13 protein-coding genes are annotated in these 15,252 nt (G+C 71.6%); 2 read left to right on the top strand and 11 right to left on the bottom strand.

Going from position 1 to position 15,252, the window contains the following annotated elements; genetic code table 11:
- Positions 1-49: 49 nt before the first annotated feature.
- From L0984_RS13240 to L0984_RS13230, 3 genes are all read right to left on the bottom strand, one after another.
- Positions 50-1,597 (bottom strand): pseudouridine synthase, encoded by a 1,548-nt coding sequence (locus L0984_RS13240; protein ID WP_234194056.1) that lies wholly within the window; start codon positions 1,595-1,597, stop codon positions 50-52.
- Positions 1,590-2,336: an SMC-Scp complex subunit ScpB gene (gene scpB / locus L0984_RS13235; protein ID WP_234194054.1), complete on the bottom strand. Its 747-nt coding sequence runs from the start codon at positions 2,334-2,336 to the stop codon at positions 1,590-1,592. The genes L0984_RS13240 and scpB overlap by 8 nt, the downstream gene beginning before the upstream one ends.
- Before the next feature lie 165 nt (positions 2,337-2,501).
- Positions 2,502-3,491: an RluA family pseudouridine synthase gene (locus L0984_RS13230; protein ID WP_234194052.1), complete on the bottom strand. Its 990-nt coding sequence runs from the start codon at positions 3,489-3,491 to the stop codon at positions 2,502-2,504.
- Between the two features lie 48 nt (positions 3,492-3,539).
- On the opposite strand from L0984_RS13230, the gene L0984_RS13225 reads away from it, so the two are divergent.
- Complete coding sequence (locus L0984_RS13225) at positions 3,540-4,352, top strand: outer membrane protein assembly factor BamD (RefSeq protein ID WP_017760851.1); 813 nt, start codon at positions 3,540-3,542, stop codon at positions 4,350-4,352.
- Positions 4,353-4,498: 146 nt separating this feature from the next.
- On the opposite strand, the gene L0984_RS13220 is transcribed toward L0984_RS13225, so the two are convergent.
- From L0984_RS13220 to L0984_RS13205, 4 genes are all read right to left on the bottom strand, one after another.
- Complete coding sequence (locus tag L0984_RS13220) at positions 4,499-5,398, bottom strand: DUF3014 domain-containing protein (protein ID WP_234194051.1); 900 nt, start codon at positions 5,396-5,398, stop codon at positions 4,499-4,501.
- 147 nt (positions 5,399-5,545) lie between these two features.
- On the bottom strand, positions 5,546-6,598 hold the full coding sequence (locus L0984_RS13215; protein ID WP_234194050.1) for an NAD(P)H-dependent flavin oxidoreductase: 1,053 nt from the start codon (positions 6,596-6,598) through the stop codon (positions 5,546-5,548).
- A gap of 48 nt (positions 6,599-6,646) precedes the next feature.
- On the bottom strand, positions 6,647-7,882 hold the full coding sequence (locus L0984_RS13210; RefSeq protein ID WP_234194049.1) for a DUF1501 domain-containing protein: 1,236 nt from the start codon (positions 7,880-7,882) through the stop codon (positions 6,647-6,649).
- 104 nt (positions 7,883-7,986) lie between these two features.
- Complete coding sequence (locus L0984_RS13205) at positions 7,987-9,537, bottom strand: DUF1800 domain-containing protein (RefSeq protein WP_234194046.1); 1,551 nt, start codon at positions 9,535-9,537, stop codon at positions 7,987-7,989.
- 257 nt (positions 9,538-9,794) lie between these two features.
- On the opposite strand from L0984_RS13205, the gene opgC reads away from it, so the two are divergent.
- Positions 9,795-10,943 carry an OpgC domain-containing protein gene (gene opgC / locus L0984_RS13200; RefSeq protein ID WP_234194044.1) on the top strand — a complete coding sequence of 383 codons (1,149 nt, stop codon included), beginning with the start codon at positions 9,795-9,797 and terminating at the stop codon, positions 10,941-10,943.
- On the opposite strand, the gene L0984_RS13195 is transcribed toward opgC, so the two are convergent.
- The 4 genes from L0984_RS13195 to aroC all read right to left on the bottom strand — a co-directional run bounded on the left by L0984_RS13195 (position 10,897) and on the right by aroC (position 15,200).
- Positions 10,897-11,568: a DsbA family oxidoreductase gene (locus L0984_RS13195; protein WP_017757611.1), complete on the bottom strand. Its 672-nt coding sequence runs from the start codon at positions 11,566-11,568 to the stop codon at positions 10,897-10,899. The two genes, opgC and L0984_RS13195, sit on opposite strands and share 47 nt — an antisense overlap.
- Positions 11,569-11,653: 85 nt before the next feature.
- Positions 11,654-12,880 carry an MFS transporter gene (locus L0984_RS13190; protein WP_234194043.1) on the bottom strand — a complete coding sequence of 409 codons (1,227 nt, stop codon included), beginning with the start codon at positions 12,878-12,880 and terminating at the stop codon, positions 11,654-11,656.
- Positions 12,877-14,064: an MFS transporter gene (locus L0984_RS13185; RefSeq protein ID WP_234194041.1), complete on the bottom strand. Its 1,188-nt coding sequence runs from the start codon at positions 14,062-14,064 to the stop codon at positions 12,877-12,879. The genes L0984_RS13190 and L0984_RS13185 overlap by 4 nt, the downstream gene beginning before the upstream one ends.
- Positions 14,064-15,200, bottom strand: a complete 1,137-nt coding sequence (gene aroC / locus L0984_RS13180; protein ID WP_234194039.1) for a chorismate synthase — start codon at positions 15,198-15,200, stop codon at positions 14,064-14,066. The genes L0984_RS13185 and aroC overlap by 1 nt, the downstream gene beginning before the upstream one ends.
- Positions 15,201-15,252: the final 52 nt, after the last annotated feature.

Below are 15,252 nucleotides of genomic sequence, written 5' to 3'. Positions count from 1 at the left end.
AAGAGGCCGGCGCGGCACCTGGAAGGCGCCTGCGCCGGCCCGCGATGCGTCAGCGGCCGCGCTTGCGGCCAAAGCCGCCGCCGCCGCCGCCACCACCACCGCCCGGCCCGCCATTGCCGCGCCGCGCATCCTTGCGCTGGCGGGTGAAGCTGTCGGCGCCGATGTAGCCAAGCGAGGTCTTCATCGGATCGGGCTGGCTGCCACCGGCATTCTTGCCACCGCCGTCCTTGCGGCCGCCGCCCTGCCCGCCCTTGTTGCCCTTGCCGGGTCCGTTGCCTTCCTTGCCGAAGGACGACGGAGCCGGGCCGCGCGGGCCACCGTTGCGGCTGACGCCATTGCGCTTGCCGCCGCCATTGCGTCCCGGTCCTCCGCCCCGCCGATCATCGGCCTGGGGCCGCGGCATCTCGGCGCCGGCAGCACGCGTGAGCGCACGGATGTCCTGCTCGTCCAGCTCCATCCAGGCGCCGCGCTTGAGGCCGCGCGGCAGCACCATCGCGCCGTAGCGGATGCGGATCAGCCGGCTCACGGCATGGCCGACGGCCTCGAACAGCCGGCGCACTTCGCGGTTGCGGCCCTCGGAGATCGTGACGCGGTACCAGCAGTTGGAGCCTTCGCCGCCGCCGTCCTCGATGGTGCCGAACTGGGCGACACCATCGTCCAGGCGAACACCGTCGAGCAGCTTCTGCTTCTCTTCGTTCGACAGCGCGCCCAGCACGCGGACTGCATATTCGCGCTCCAGGCCGAAGCGCGGATGCATCAGGCGGTTGGCCAGCTCGCCCGAACTGGTGAACAGCAGCAGGCCTTCGGTGTTCAGGTCCAGCCGCCCCACCGACTGCCACTTGCCCTGGTGCAGCCGCGGCAGCTTGCGGAACACCGTCGGCCGGTTCTGCGGATCGTCGTGCGTAACGACCTCGCCCACCGGCTTGTGGTAGGCGATGACACGGGCGGGCGGCGGCGCAATGCGGTAGCGGATCGGCTTGCCGTTGACCTTGACCTGGTCGCCGTACTGGATGCGCTGCCCGATGTGGGCCGGCTCGTTGTTGACCGAGATGCGGCCCTCCAGGATCAGCCGCTCCATCTCCAGCCGCGAGCCGAGGCCGGCCTGGGCCAGCACCTTGTGCAGCTTGGGAGCATCCGCCTGGGGCAGCAGCACCCGCTTGGCGACGGCGCCGGCCGCCTCTTCTTCTTCCTGTGCGTCGAAGTCGCCGGAGATCACATCCGCGAACTGGATCGGCTGCGCCGCCGGCGCGCGCTCACGAGCACCCTCGGAGGACTCGCCCTCCTCGTCGTCATCGAGGGGGTCGTGCCCGGCACCCTCGCCTTCGTCCTCGGCCGCATCTGCGGGCCCGGCCACGGTGGCCGGCACCGGCTCTGCCGCGTCCGCCGTGCCTGGCTCCTGCTCTGCGGTCATCGGGGCCGTGGTCGGGGTCTCGGCGGGTTCGGCGGCAAGCTCGCGCTTCCCACGCGGACGGCGCGTGCGAGCGGGCGTGCTGGCGCCCTCCTCGCCGCCGGCCGGCTGCGGCACCGCCACCGACTCGGCATCGGCAGCAACGGGAGCGCCGGCGGGCAGGCCCTGTTCGGGATCGGATTCAGTCATGAGGGGCTTCCGGGAAAGTGTTCGTGTCGGGGGATGCCGCAGCGGGCGGCGGGGGAGCGGGCGCTGTCGGCTCGGCGTCGGGCGTGATGGCTGACCCTGCGGCGGCGGCCTCGGCGGCAGGCGCCTGCGGCTCGGGCACCGGCACCGGCTCCATCGGCAAGGCGGGCTGCCCGGCTTCGGGCGGCAAACCGCGGCCCGCCAGGGCCTGGGCCATGTCGCCGGGCTGATGCGGCGCCTCGATGGCCGGCAGCTGGTCGAGCGAGGCCAGGCCCAGGTCGTCCAGGAACTGCCGCGTGGTGGCGTAGAGGGCCGGACGGCCCACGGTCTCGCGGTGACCGATCACCTCGACCCAGCCGCGGTCCTCGAGCTGCTTGAGGATCAGCGAGTTGATCGTGACGCCGCGGATGTCTTCCATGTCGCCGCGGGTGACCGGCTGGCGATAGGCAATGATGGCCAGCGTCTCGAGCGCAGCGCGGGTGTAGCGCGGTGGCTTCTCGGGATGCAGACGGTCGAGGAAATCGCGCATCTCCGGCCGGCTCTGGAAGCGCCAGCCGCTGGCAACGCCCACCAGCTCCATGCCCCGCTGCGCCCACTCGTCCTGCATCTGGGCGAGCAGCGACTTGAGCGTGTCGGTGCCCACCTCTTCATCGAAGAGCACACGCATGTCGCGCAGCGTCAGCGGCTGCGACGAACACATCAGGGCGGTTTCGAGAATGCGCTTGGCATCCGCCGTATTCATGGTGGCGAGGTTCCAGGCAAGGAGCGCGCGGAGCGCGCCGGGACAGAAGAGCCGAGAGAGAAGAAGGCGCCGACGTCTGCGGCTGTGCGCCAGGACGGGCCGCCGTCCTGAAGGCGCGAACGGCCAGTCGAGAAGATGGCCGCCGGAGGTCGCGCCGCGAGGCGCTCAGCCGCGATTGTAGTCGAGCCCCCAGGCACGGGCGGCGTCGGCAATGTCGGGCGGCAGGGGCGAGCGCAGGTCCAGCGCCTGGCCGGTCACCGGGTGCGCGAAGGCCAGCCGGAAGGCATGCAGCGCCTGACGGTGCAGGCCGGCCGCCGGTGCGCCGCCGTAGGTCTCGTCGCCGACCAGCGGATGGCCGATGGAGGCCATGTGCACGCGGATCTGGTGGGTGCGGCCGGTGTCCAGCGTGCAGCGCACCAGGCAACCGCGGTCGTGGCCGTCGAGCAGCTCGAAGCGGGTGCGGGCCGGCTTGCCAGGATGCTGCGCCAGGTCGACCACGGCCATGCGCAGGCGGTTGCGCGGGTCGCGGCCGATGGCGCCTTCCACCGAACGGCTGGCGGGACCGGACCACGCGCGGTGGCCCATGGCCAGGTACTGCCGGGAAACCTCCCGCGCCGCGATCATCCGCACCAGTGCGTCCATGGTCTGGCGCGTGCGGGCCACGACCATCAGGCCGCTGGTGTCGCGGTCCAGCCGGTGCACGATGCCGGCCCGCGGGAGGGTGGCCGCCTTGGCATCGCGCGCCAGCAGGCCATTGAGCAGGGTGCCGCTCCAGTGCCCGGGCGCCGGGTGGACCACCAGACCCGCGGGCTTGTCGATGACGACCAGGTGCTCGTCCTCGTGCACCACCTGCAGCGGCATGGCCTCGGGCCGGAAGGCCTGGCTTTGCGGCGTGGGGCGCAACTCGATCTCGCCGGCCTGGCCGGCCTGGACCGCTGTCGCCGACTTGCGGATCGCGCGGCCCTGCAGTTGGACCGCGCCCTCCTCCACCAGTTGCTGCAGGTAGCTGCGGGAGAACTCGGGAATCAGCTGCGCCAGGGCCCGGTCCAGGCGCTGACCATGCAGGGTCGCGGGGATGGAAAAAGCCCGTCGCTCGCTCTCGTCGAGATGGTCCGAGGGTTCGTCGGCCTCGGCATCGGGCCCGGGCTGGGCCAAGGGGGGGGTCGATATAATCCCGGGGGTTTGACTCACGAAAGCTTGCCTGTGACGTTTCGCACCCGATTATCGGCGGTCCCCTCGTGGCTCGCCCTCTGCGCCGCCGGGTTCCTGCTGGCGGGCTGCTCCTCCACCAAGACCGATCCGACGGCCAACTGGAGCCCGAACAAGATCTACTCCGAGGCGAAGGACGAAGCCGATGGCGGCGCCTACGACAAGGCAGTGCCGCTGTTCGAGAAGCTGGAAGGCCGGGCCGCAGGCACGCCGCTGGCCCAGCAGGCCCAGATCGACAAGGCCTACGCCCAGTACCGCGCCGGCGACAAGGCTCAGGCCCTCGCCACGCTGGACCGGTTCATGAAGCTGCATCCGGCCAGCCCCGCCATCGACTACGCCCTCTACCTCAAGGGCACGATCAACTTCAACGACGACCTGGGCATGTTCGCCTGGCTGACGCGGCAGGACCTGTCCGAGCGCGACCAGAAGGCCGCCAAGGAATCCTTCGAGTCCTTCCGCGAACTCGTCACGCGCTTCCCCGATTCGCGCTATGCCAACGATGCGCGCCAGCGCATGAACTACATCGTGAACTCGCTCGCGCAGTACGAGGTTCACGTGGCCCGCTACTACTACAAGCGCGGCGCCTACCTGGCCGCGATCAACCGCGCCCAGATCGCCCTGGCCGACTACCGCGAGGTGCCGGCGCTCGAAGAGGCGCTCTACATCATGGTGCTGTCGTACGACGCCCTGGGCATGAACGACCTGCGCGACGACACCAAGCGCGTGCTCACCACCAACTACCCGCAGAGCCGCTATCTGGCCCAGGGCTTCAAGACCAAGGACGATCCGTGGTGGAAGCTGTGGTGAGCGGCACCTGAGCCTGCATCGCCCTCCGTCGAAGGCCGCCATTGGCGGCCTTCTTCTTTGGGGCGCCAGGTCCGCGCTGCGGGACAGGTCGGGATTCCCATTCCCTCATGGCTCGCAAGGCAGCGCAGGACCGAGGCGCTGCATCCTCAGGGCCTCTTCGCGCCGGCCGACGCCGGCACCGCCGTCGCCACCTGCGTCCGCAGTTCGCGCAGCTTGGCCTTCAGCCGCCGCTCGTTGACCAGCCCCACCCGCACCATGAGCTTCTGGCCCGCCGACAGCGATTGCAGGCGCTCGTCGGCGTATTCGTAGCGCACCCAGGGCCGGTCGCCGGGCGTGTCGCCCTTGACCTCCACCACGCGGATCTGCAACGGCCCAGCGGGCTCGGGCGCGGCCAGCAGATGGTCGATCACCGCGACCAACCTGTCGTTGAAGTAGCGGCCGGGATAGCCCAGTTCCTCGTACGCCTGCTGGAAGAGCGGATAGAGCCGCGCATACACACCCGCCACCCGGGCCGCGTCCAGGCTTTCGGCCAGCAGCACGAAGGGCGTGTAGCGCGCGGCGTTGTCGGGGGCGACGGTGCGCAGCTCGCCCTGCCCCTGGAGCTGGAAGCGGCCGTCGGTGGGTCGCACCGGCCAGCGCTGCACCGGCGCATGTTCGCGCGGGAGGTTGTCGATGGTGGCGACGCCACGGCGGACGAAGTCGTCCATCTGCAGGAACTGGCCCACGGCCTTGCTGCCCAGCAAGTCGACCAGCGCCGACCGCATGCGGGCATCGGACTCGCCCAGCGGCGGCAGGTTCTTGTCGGGCTCGGCGATGGCCGCCACCTGGTTCTGCGGCGTCGTGGGCGCAGGCGGCGTGGCGGCCAGCGGTGGCGGCGCATCGGGCGGGGTGGGCGCACTGGCCACGGGCGCCGCGGGCGGCGGAGGCATCTGCCGTTGCTGCCACCACTGCCAGCCGAACCAGCCGGCGGCGGCCAGCGCGATCACGAGGGCGATGATCAGGCCGACAGGACGGTCGGCACGGGGACGGAAATCGGGCTCGGACATGCGGGTCTCTCCTGGACTTCGGCGACAGGCCCATTGTGGGCGGCGCCCTGCCCGGGCCGGCCACGGCGCGGTAAGCCGTTGTGACAGGGCAGGTCGCTGATGGCGCGCTGGCGGTCCGAATCGCGCCGGAGCACGAGGTTCCCGCGATCAGCGGACGCCCAGGCCTTCGGCGAGGGTGTGCGTGAGCTCGCCGGCCGACACCGGACGGCAGCCCGCGGCGTTCTGCCCGGACCACAGGGGCGTGAAGTCGCCCCGGCCTGCCGCTTCGGCCTTTGCGCGCAGAGGTGCGATGGCCGCCGTGGCCAGCGGGAAGGCAGGCGCATCCGGACTCATCGGGCCCAGTTCGCGCATGACCCGGTTGACGATGCCGCGGGCCGGCCGGCCGGTGAACAGCCGCGTGAGCGCCGTGTGCCGCGCCGACTCGGACTGCAGCGCCGCCCGGTGCAAGGCACTGGTCGTGGCCTCCGGGCACAGCAGGTAGGCCGTGCCCACCTGAACACCGGCGGCACCCAGCGCCATGGCCGCCGACACGCCGGCCGCATCGGCGATGCCGCCGGCGGCGATCACCGGCACCTCCAGCGCGGCCACCAGCTGCGGCAGCAGCGCGAACAGGCCGCTCTGCCGGCTCAGGTCGTCCGACAGGAAGTGGCCGCGGTGGCCGCCGGCCTCCAGCCCCTGCGCGATCACGGCATCGGCGCCCTGGGCCTGCAGCCACAGGCCTTCCTCCACGGTCGTGGCGCTGGCCAGCACGCGGGCGCCCCAGCCCTTGGCGCGGGCCAGCAACTCCGGCGACGGCAGGCCGAAATGGAAGCTCATCACCGGCGGACGCAGCGGCTCCACCAGGTCGCACAGTGCGGCACTGAAGGGCTGGCGGCCGGCACCCGCACCGATGCCGGCCGGGTCGATGCCGTACTCCGCGTAGTACGGGGCCAGCCGCTCGCGCCAGCGCGCCTCGTGCGCGGCATCCGGCTCCGGCGGCGCGTGGCAGAAGAAGTTGAGGTTGAAGGGCCGGTCGGTGGCGGCGCGGATGGCGGCCACCTCGCGCGCGATGGCATCGGGCGCCAGCATGGCGCAGGGCAGCGAGCCCAGCCCGCCGGCCTGCGACACCGCGATGGCCAGGGCACTGCCCTGCACGCCCGCCATGGGGGCCTGGATGATGGGAAGCGCGGTGCCCAGCAGGGCGGCGAGGTCGAGGCGCATGCGTCGGTGTCCTGGGGATGCGGAACCGCCGATTGTGCGCAAGGTGCCTCAGACCAGCTTCAAGTCGCGCGCCGCCACGCCCGGAAAGACGCGCGCCACCTGCTGGGGCGACAGCCCGTACATGCGCTGGAACAGCCCGCCGAGCACCGCGCGGTATTCGTTGAGCACCGGCCAATCGCGGTTCTGGAACAGCGTCTGCGCCGTCAGCGCCTGCTGCGTGCCGACGACGTGCCCGCCCGCCGAAGCCGCCAGCCCGCCGCCCAGCACCCAGTAGACCGTGCCGTGGCCATGGTCCGTGCCCTTGTTGCCGTTCTCACGGAAGGTCCGGCCGAATTCGCTGATGACCACCACCACCGTCTCGCGCCAGGCGTCCTCGCCAAGCTCCTCGGCAAAGCCGTTCACGCCCCGGCCTAGTTCCTCCAGCCGGTTGGCCAGGTAGCCCGTGCTGCCGCCCTGGTTGACGTGCGTGTCCCAGCCGCCCACGTCCACGAAGCCCAGGTCGAAGCGCTCGCGCATCAGACGCGCCATGCGGCGCGCGACCAGTTCGAAACCCTTGGCGCTGATGGCATTGCGGCTGGCCTGGTCCATCTCGGCCTGGATGCTGCGGCGCCACTCTCCCTGCAGCGCGAAGCCCTCGGAGACCGCACTCTGCAGCGGGCTTTTCGCATACATGCCGGCGATGTCCTCGACCTGCCGTGCACCCAGGCCCTGCCCGCCCGGGTTGCCCATGCCGATGTTGCCCACGCGCACCGTGCCGCGCAGCGAGAGCGGCAACTGGTCGGTGAAGGCGATGGGCGTGACCTCCTGCGGCGGCCCGCCGCCCAGCACCTGCGCCAGCCGGTTGAGGAAGCCCGAGCCGTAGTCGCGCCGCCCCGTCAGCGCCTGGCCCAGCTCGATGCCGTCCTGCGTCTCGAAATGGCTGCGCGTCAGGTCGTCGGTGCCGGCAAAGGGGATGAAGGCGGCCTGCCCGCGCTGGAACAGCGGCAGCACGCTGCCCGCCAGCGCCGGATGCAAGCCCCAGTCGGCGTCGAGCGCCAAGGCCCCGCCCGCCTGCCCCGGGCGGGGCACGGCGATGGACGGCCGGCTCTGGTAGTAGAAGTCGCTGCCCGTGGGCACCAGGAAGTTGCAGCAGTCGTAGGCCCCGCGCAGGAACACCACCAGCAGGCGCGTGCCTTCGGCGGCGGGTGCGGCGAGCAGGCGGCCGACGGGTGCCGCCAGGGAGAGCGCGGCCCCCGCCTGCAACAGGCGGCGGCGGGACGGCGACGGGGGTGCGGAGATGGGCATCGAAGGACTCCTTCTTCAGGCGGGCGTACGCCGCGACGATCCCGCCCCGCAGGGGGCCCCGGCGGCGGCCCGACGCGGCACGGCGTGCAGTGCGGGGCTGTGGTTCATCGGTACATCCGTTCCGGCGACGCGAGCAGGTAGGTGTTCCAGTCCTGCGCGGACGCCGCCTTCGCCAGCGCCTGCCGGGTCGCGGCGCCCAGCGTGGGTTCGATGCGGCGCACGGCCTCGGCCTGGGCCATCGCGGGATAGGGCGGCTTCTCCAGCGGCGCGCGTGGCTCGGCGCGGAACAGCACCGCGCCGTTGCTGCCCAGCGAACGGGCGACGTCGAAGCGCGCATTCATCTGGCCGGCGCTGGCCCACTCCTGCTGCCGCAGGGGATAGCCGTCGGGCGTGTCGTGCGCATGGGGCGCCTCGCCCAGGCGGTTGACCCAACCCATCAGCGGCCCGATGTCGCTGGCCACCCGATCACCGTAGGCCAGCCGCACGCTGCCGATGGCGTACTGCAGCGGATCGCGGAACTTGCGGCCCAGCGAGGCCGTGAATTCGGGCGAGCCCAGCATGGTGCGCACGACGGCGGCGATGTCGCCATCGGTGCGCTCGAAGGTGCGGGTCATGCGCTCGACCAGGGCGGGCGGCGGATCGTCCGCGACGAAGTAGGTGGCCAGCTTGCGCGAGATGTGCCGGGCCGTGGCCGGCGCGCGGGCCAGCCGGTCCAGAGCCTCGTCGACCTCCGCCAGGCCGCTGGCATGCAGGGGCGCGCCCAGCAGCGTCTTGGGGTTGCGGTCGTGGCGGGCCGGGTTGAACTCGAAGACGCCGCGGCGCACCCACTGCCCGGCCAGCGCGGGCGGCAGGCGGGGCGGCGGCGCATCCAGCGGCTGCAGGTTGGTGCCCAGGCCGGTGAGCACGCGCGCCATCTCCTGCACATCGCCCTGGGTGTAGCCGCCCTCCACGCCCAGCGTGTGCAGCTCCATCATCTCGCGCGCCAGGTTCTCGTTGATGCGGCCGGCGGCGTTCTGCGGGTTGTCCAGGTACACCAGCATGGCCGGGTGCAGCTCGACCGCGCCGAGCAGGTCGCGGAACCGGCCCAGCGCATGCGGCCGGATGGCGCGGTCCTCGTAGTCGGCGAGCAGCGCCCGCGTCTTCTGCACGCTGACATAGAAGTGGTTGGCCCAGAACCAGCTCATCACCTCGCGCAGCTGGTCGGGGCTGTAGAGGGCGCGCAGCAGGAAGCGCTGCTGCGTCTCGCGGCCCGCCTGGCCCAGGGCCTGCTGCCACGCCTGGCGCGCAGCGAGGCGCTCGCCCTCCTCCGGCAGCGCGTCGGCGGCGCGGCGCTGGGCATCCAGCCTCAGCGCCAGGGCACCGCCCGGCTCGGCGCTGATGCTCATGGCGTCGATCTTCTGCTGGGCCGCGGGCGGCAGCGGCGCGCCCGCGATATCCGGGCGCAGCTGGTCATCGATCCAGCGGGCCAGCCCCACGCGGTCGACCTGGGCCACGGTGTCGCTGCTGACGCCCCAGCTCAGGCGATCGATCCAGGCCAGCTGGGCGACCGGCGCCGACGGCACCGAAAAGGAGCGGCCGGGCGACGCGCAGCCCCACAGCAGCACGGCCGCACACAGCGCCGCGCCACAGGCACGAAGACGGGGAAAGCGCTGCATGGGATCTCCTGACGAGGTGGCCTGCACGATGCCGGATCAACCCGCGCGATGCCGCTGGCGTTGACGCGCGGCCACCGCAACAAATGTAAAGATCTGGGAACAGGCGAACCTGACTGGCCGGCACTCCTCACACACAGGCGGGCCCGGCGCGGCGAGCGGTGGCGCGCGCCCCATGTCCTACACCGGCCGGGGGCCCTGGCGCACCGTGGCCCGACCCGGGCCTTGCGATGCTCGCCGCCTTTCAACCGGATCCACCCATGCGCCGCCTCTGGGAAATCGACGCGCTGCGCGGGCTGATGCTCGTGCTGATGACCGTCACGCACCTGCCGTCGCGGCTCACCGACCCGCTCGGCCAGCCCTTCGGCTTCGTCTCGGCGGCCGAGGGCTTCGTGCTGCTGTCGGCCTTCGTCTGCGGCCTGGTGTATGGCGGCATCGGCCACCAGAAGGGCGTGGCGGCCATGCGGCAGGCGTTCTGGCGGCGCGCGGTGACGGTCTATCTGTGCCAGGCGGCGCTGCTGCTGTTCCTCTTCTTCGTGATCGCCGGGCTGGGCCTGCGGGCCGACCAGCCGGCGGTGCACGAAAGGGTGCGCTACTTCATCGCCTATCCGCACCAGGCCTTCGTCTGGGCGCTGGCGCTGGTGCACGAGCCCGCCCTGCTCGACATCCTGCCCATGTACATCCTGTTCATGCTCGCCAGCCCCTGGGTCATGGCCTACGGCATGCGCCATGGCTGGAAGCGGCCGCTGATGGTGAGCGCCGGCCTTTGGCTGCTGGCGCAGTTCGGCTTCACCAACCTTCTGTACCGCGCAGCGCAGGCACTGCTCGGCATTCCAGTGCCCATCGACGAGACGGGCTCCTTCGATTCGCTGGCCTGGCAGTTCCTGTGGTTCGCGGGCCTGTGGCTGGGCTGCAGCCGGCACGATGCGGTGCCGCCGAGGCTGGAGTTCCCGGCCGGCGTCGTGCGCGCGGCCGTGGTCACGGTCATCGTGGTGATGCTGTGGCGCCACCTGGGACCCACCGGCCAGGCGCCCTTCGGCAGCCACGATGCGCTCAACGAGTGGTTCGACAAGTGGCGCCTGGCGCCGCTGCGCCTGCTGAACCTCGTGGCCATCGGCATCGTGGTGCTGCGCTTCGGGCCCACTTGGCTGAAGCACCTGCCCCGGCCGCGCGTGCTGGAGACACTGGGCAGTGCATCGCTCTCCGTGTTCTGCGCCCACTTGGTCGCGGTCTTCGTGGTGCTGGTCGTCTGGGGTGGCGACTTCCACGTCCGGCCCTGGTGGGGCGATGCGCTGATGCTGGGCGTGGTCTTCGGCGTCCTCTATGGGGTGGCCGTCGGCGTGGCCCGGTGGGAGGCGCGGGTCAAGCCTCCATCACGGAAGAAGGCTGCGCGCCCGCAATCTGCCTGAGCGCCCGCTCGAACACCTCGGGCGGCTGACCGCCGGAGATCAGGTGCTGCCGGTTGAGGATGATGGCCGGCACCGAATGGATGCCCGCCTGGGTGAACATGCGTTCGGTCGCGCGCACCTCGTCGGTGAATTCGTCGCTGGCCAGGATGGCCCGGGCACGCTCGGCGTCGAGGCCCGCCTCGGCCGCCAGCCGCACCAGCAGCTCATGATCGGCCGGGCTCAGGCCATCGAGGAAATAGGCCTTGAACAGCGCCTTCTTCAAGGCCAGCTGCTTGTCCGAGCCTTCCAGCTCGGCCCAGTGCAGCAGGCGATGGGCATCGAAGGTGTTCCACACCCGCTTGCGCATGTCGAGGTTGAAGGGAAAGCCCACCGCCTCGCCGCGCTGGCGCAGCACCTCGCCGTTGGCGCGCACCTGTGACTCGTCGATGCCGTACTTGCGCTTCAGGTGTTCGATAGAGTCCTCGCCCTCGGGCACCATGTCCGGGTTGAGCTCGAAGGGCTGGAAGTGCAGGTCGACCTGGACGTCGGGCGCCACGCGTTCCATGGCGGTCTGGAGCGAGGCTAGGCCGACGGCACACCAGGGGCAGGACACATCGGAGACGAAATCGATACGCAGGGTGTTCATCCGCGCATTCTGCGTTCGGCCGGCGACACCTGCATCGTCGAGGCTTTTGGGTCCTGGCACCCGCAGAGGCGGTCCGGCACAGGGCTCAGCCCCGCCGGGCGCGTTGGAGTCGCGGCAGCCAGCCGTAAGCGATGCCCACCAGCGCCACCCCCGCCAGCAGCAGCGGCAGCACCATCGGCCAGGCGCCGGCCGAGTAGCGCGCATCCACGAAGAGCGCCGCCGTCTGCCCGGCGCAGAAGGCCACCAGCATCATCAGGAAGCCCGACCACGAGACGGCCCGTCCCGCCAGGTGCGGCAGGTCGCCCACCGCGCCGGCCTGGCCGCAGGGCTGATGGATGCCATGGCCCATCACATAGACCGCATGCCCGGCCAGCAGCGGCAGGGGCGAATGCGGCAGCAGCAGGCAGCCCAGCGCCTGGATGCTGGCGCCCGTCAGGCTGAGCACCGAGCCGATCTGCACCGTGCGCACCGGCCCGACCCGGGCCAGCAGCCGCCGGCACAGCAGCGTGCTGCTGATGTAGACGACGGAGCCGCCCGCCGGCACCCAGCCGTACATGACCGGTGACATGCCGAGGTAGCCGATGTAGACCATGGGCGACAGCAGCAGGAAGCAGAACAGCCCGCCATAGGTGCAGGCCGCCAGCGAAGCCCACGCGCGGAAAGGCCGGTTGCGCCACACCTCGCGCGCGCTGCCGCGGGGCGCGGAAGCGTCGGGTGCATCCAGGGCGCCGGCCAGCATCGGCCGGTGCGTCTCGGCGAAGGAATGCCAGCACAGCCCGAGCAGCACCAGCGCATAGATCGCCATGCCCACCAGCACCCAGCGCCAGCCCAGGGCCTGCACGCCCCAGGCGCCCAGCAGCGGCGACATCAGCGCCACCACGCCGAGGCCCGTCAGCCCGCGGGCCATCACCTGCGGCCCCTGGTGGGCGGGGTACAGGTCGCGCACCGCCGCCCGCGAGCACACCAGGATGGCGGCCATGGCGAAGCCCTGCACCGCCCGGCCGGCCGCCAGCAGCAGCACGCTGCCCGCCAGCGCGCAGCCCAGGGCCGCGACGGCGTAGGCGCCCAGGCCCGCCAGCAGCACCGGCCGCCGGCCGAAGCGGTCGGCCAGCGGGCCGCACAGCAGCTGCGCCACGCCGAAGGCCAGGATGAAGACCGTCAGGCTGCTGCTGGCCGAGCCCAGGTCGCGCGCGATCTCGGGCAGCGCGGGCAGGTAGCTGTCGGTGGCCACCGGTTGCGCGGCCAGCAGCAGCGGCAGCAGCATGGCGAAGGCGATGCCCCGGCGCGGCTGGACGGGCAGCGCGCCGCTCATGCCCGGCGCTCCATCGCGACCGCACGCCAGGCACACAAGGTGCCGATCACGGCCAGCGCCGTCGCGGCCCAGAACATGACCACATAACCCATCTGCTGCGCCACCGCCCCGCCGGCCAGCATGCCCAGCACACCGCCCAGGCCATAGCCGATCACGGTGAACAGCGCCTGGCCGCGTCCGCGCAGACGGCCCGGGAAGTGCTCCGTCACCATCGCGATACAGGTGGTGTGGTGCGCCGCGAAGCTCAGGGCATGCAGCATCTGCCCCAGCACCAGCGCCCAGACCCACTGGCCCAGCCCGGCGGTCAGGCCCATGCGCAGCACGGCGGCCACGCCGCACAACAGCAGCCACTGCGGCATGCGCAGCCGTCGCACCATCCGGCCCTGCAGCCCGAACCAGGCCACCTCGGCCGCCACCGACAGCGCCCAGAGTGCGCCGATGGCCGCCTTGTCATAGCCGATCGAATCGAGGTAGAGCGAGAAGAAGCCGTAGATGGCGAAGTGCGCCGTGACATGGAAGAACAGCGAGGCGAAGAACCAGCGCACCACCGGCCGCTGCAGCACCGGCCCGACCGGCTCGTGCACCCCGCCGCGGGCAGCCACGGGCTCGCGGTGATCGGGCAGCCTGAGCGTGGCGAAGAGCACCAGCCCCAGCGTCACCAGCGCCCAACCCGGGAAGTGCCCCATGCCGAAGCGGTCGAACCAGGCCCCGGCCAGGAACACGGTCACCAGGAAACCCGCCGAGCCGCACAGCCGGATGCGGCCGTAGCGCCCCCAGTCGCCCGCCACCAGGTGCGCCAGCGCCGCCTCGGTGAGCGACATCATCGAGCTGGTGTGGGTGAACATGACCAGCAGCACCAGCGCGATCCACCAGTGCCCGCCGTTCCACCACAAGCCCAGGGAGCCTGCCAGCGCCACCGCCGCGCTGATGCGCAGCAGCTTCACGCGCTCGCCCGTGCGGTCCGACAGCGTGCCCCAGGCATAGGGCGCGAACACCCGGGTGAAGGACTGCACCGAGGTCAGCAGGCTGATGGTGAAGATCGGCAGCCCCAGGCTCTGCAGCCACAGGGGCAGGTAGGGGTTGAAGAAACCGATGTGGGCGAAATAGCTGGCCGACAGCCCCGCGAAGGCGAGCAGCGGACGCCGGCTGGCGGCGGCAGAGGGCGTAGTGGCCGGGTCGGCCACTACAGGAAGGAGGCCTGCAGGCCCTCCGGTCGGTCGGCCTGGGCCTTGTCGCCGCGCACCACAGGGAAGGCCGCGCCCGGCTCGCCGCACTGGGCGCGCTGGCGCAAGGCGTGCTCCATCACCACCAGCGCCAGCATGGCCTCGGCAATGGGCGTGGCGCGGATGCCCACGCACGGATCGTGGCGGCCCTTGGTCACCACCTCGACCGGCCGGCCGTCCACGTCCACGGAAGTACGGGGCGTGGTGATCGAGCTGGTCGGCTTGATGGCGATGGCCACCTCCAGGTCCTGCCCGGTGCTGATGCCGCCCAGCACGCCGCCCGCGTTGTTGCTGTCGAAGCCGTCGGGCCGCATGGCGTCGCCGTGCATGCTGCCGCGCTGCGTCACGCTGGCGAAGCCGGCGCCGATCTCCACGCCCTTGACGGCGTTGATGCCCATCATGGCGTAGGCGATGTCGGCATCGAGCTTGTCGAACAGCGGCTGGCCCAGGCCGGCCGGCATGCCGGTGGCGACCACGCGCAGGCGGGCGCCGCAGGAGTCCTGCGCCTTGCGCAGCGCGTCCATGTAGGCCTCCAGGGCCGACACGTCGGCCACGGGCGCGAAGAAGGGGTTGTTGGGCACGTGGTCCCAGCTCTCGAAGCCGATCACCTGCTCGCCGATCTGGGTCATGCAGCCGCGGAACTCGGTGCCGTACTGCTCGCGCAGCCACTTCTTGGCCACGGCGCCGGCCGCCACCATCGGCGCCGTGAGGCGGGCCGACGAACGGCCGCCGCCGCGTGGGTCACGGATGCCGTACTTTTTGAAGTAGCTGAAGTCGGCATGGCCCGGGCGGAACTGGCGGGCGATCTCGCCGTAGTCCTTGCTGCGCTGGTCGGTGTTCTGGATCAGCAGCGCGATGGGCGTGCCGGTGGTCTTGCCTTCGTACACGCCGGAGAGGATCTGCACCGCATCGGGCTCGTTGCGCTGCGTGACGTGCCGGCTGGTGCCGGGGCGCCGGCGGTCCAGGTCGGGCTGGATGTCCGCCTCCGAAAGGGCCATGCCGGGCGGGCAGCCGTCGATGACGCAGCCGATCGCGGGGCCGTGGGATTCGCCGAAGTTGGTCACCGCGAACAGGGTGCCGAAGGTGTTGCCGCTCATAGGCGCGCGATTATCGGTGCGTGTCGATACCGGGGCGTCCTGCTGCGGGAAC

This window comes from Pseudacidovorax sp. NFM-22, assembly GCF_021401245.1.
Taxonomy (GTDB): Bacteria; Pseudomonadota; Gammaproteobacteria; order Burkholderiales; family Burkholderiaceae_C; genus Xenophilus.
The sequence above is the reverse complement of the archived record's forward strand: the minus strand, read 5'-3'. Positions and strand labels throughout refer to the sequence as shown.

Excerpts from the sequence above, each read along its gene's own strand:
- aroC (WP_234194039.1), bottom strand. The coding sequence starts at position 15,200 with ATGAGCGGCAACACCTTCGGCACCCTGTTCGCGGTGACCAACTTCGGC.
- L0984_RS13190 (WP_234194043.1), bottom strand. The coding sequence starts at position 12,880 with ATGAGCGGCGCGCTGCCCGTCCAGCCGCGCCGGGGCATCGCCTTCGCC.
- opgC (WP_234194044.1), top strand. The coding sequence starts at position 9,795 with ATGCGCCGCCTCTGGGAAATCGACGCGCTGCGCGGGCTGATGCTCGTG.
- scpB (WP_234194054.1), bottom strand. The coding sequence starts at position 2,336 with ATGAATACGGCGGATGCCAAGCGCATTCTCGAAACCGCCCTGATGTGT.
- L0984_RS13195 (WP_017757611.1), bottom strand. The coding sequence starts at position 11,568 with ATGAACACCCTGCGTATCGATTTCGTCTCCGATGTGTCCTGCCCCTGG.
- L0984_RS13210 (WP_234194049.1), bottom strand. The coding sequence starts at position 7,882 with ATGCCCATCTCCGCACCCCCGTCGCCGTCCCGCCGCCGCCTGTTGCAG.
- L0984_RS13215 (WP_234194050.1), bottom strand. The coding sequence starts at position 6,598 with ATGCGCCTCGACCTCGCCGCCCTGCTGGGCACCGCGCTTCCCATCATC.
- L0984_RS13220 (WP_234194051.1), bottom strand. The coding sequence starts at position 5,398 with ATGTCCGAGCCCGATTTCCGTCCCCGTGCCGACCGTCCTGTCGGCCTG.
- L0984_RS13205 (WP_234194046.1), bottom strand. The coding sequence starts at position 9,537 with ATGCAGCGCTTTCCCCGTCTTCGTGCCTGTGGCGCGGCGCTGTGTGCG.
- L0984_RS13240 (WP_234194056.1), bottom strand. The coding sequence starts at position 1,597 with ATGACTGAATCCGATCCCGAACAGGGCCTGCCCGCCGGCGCTCCCGTT.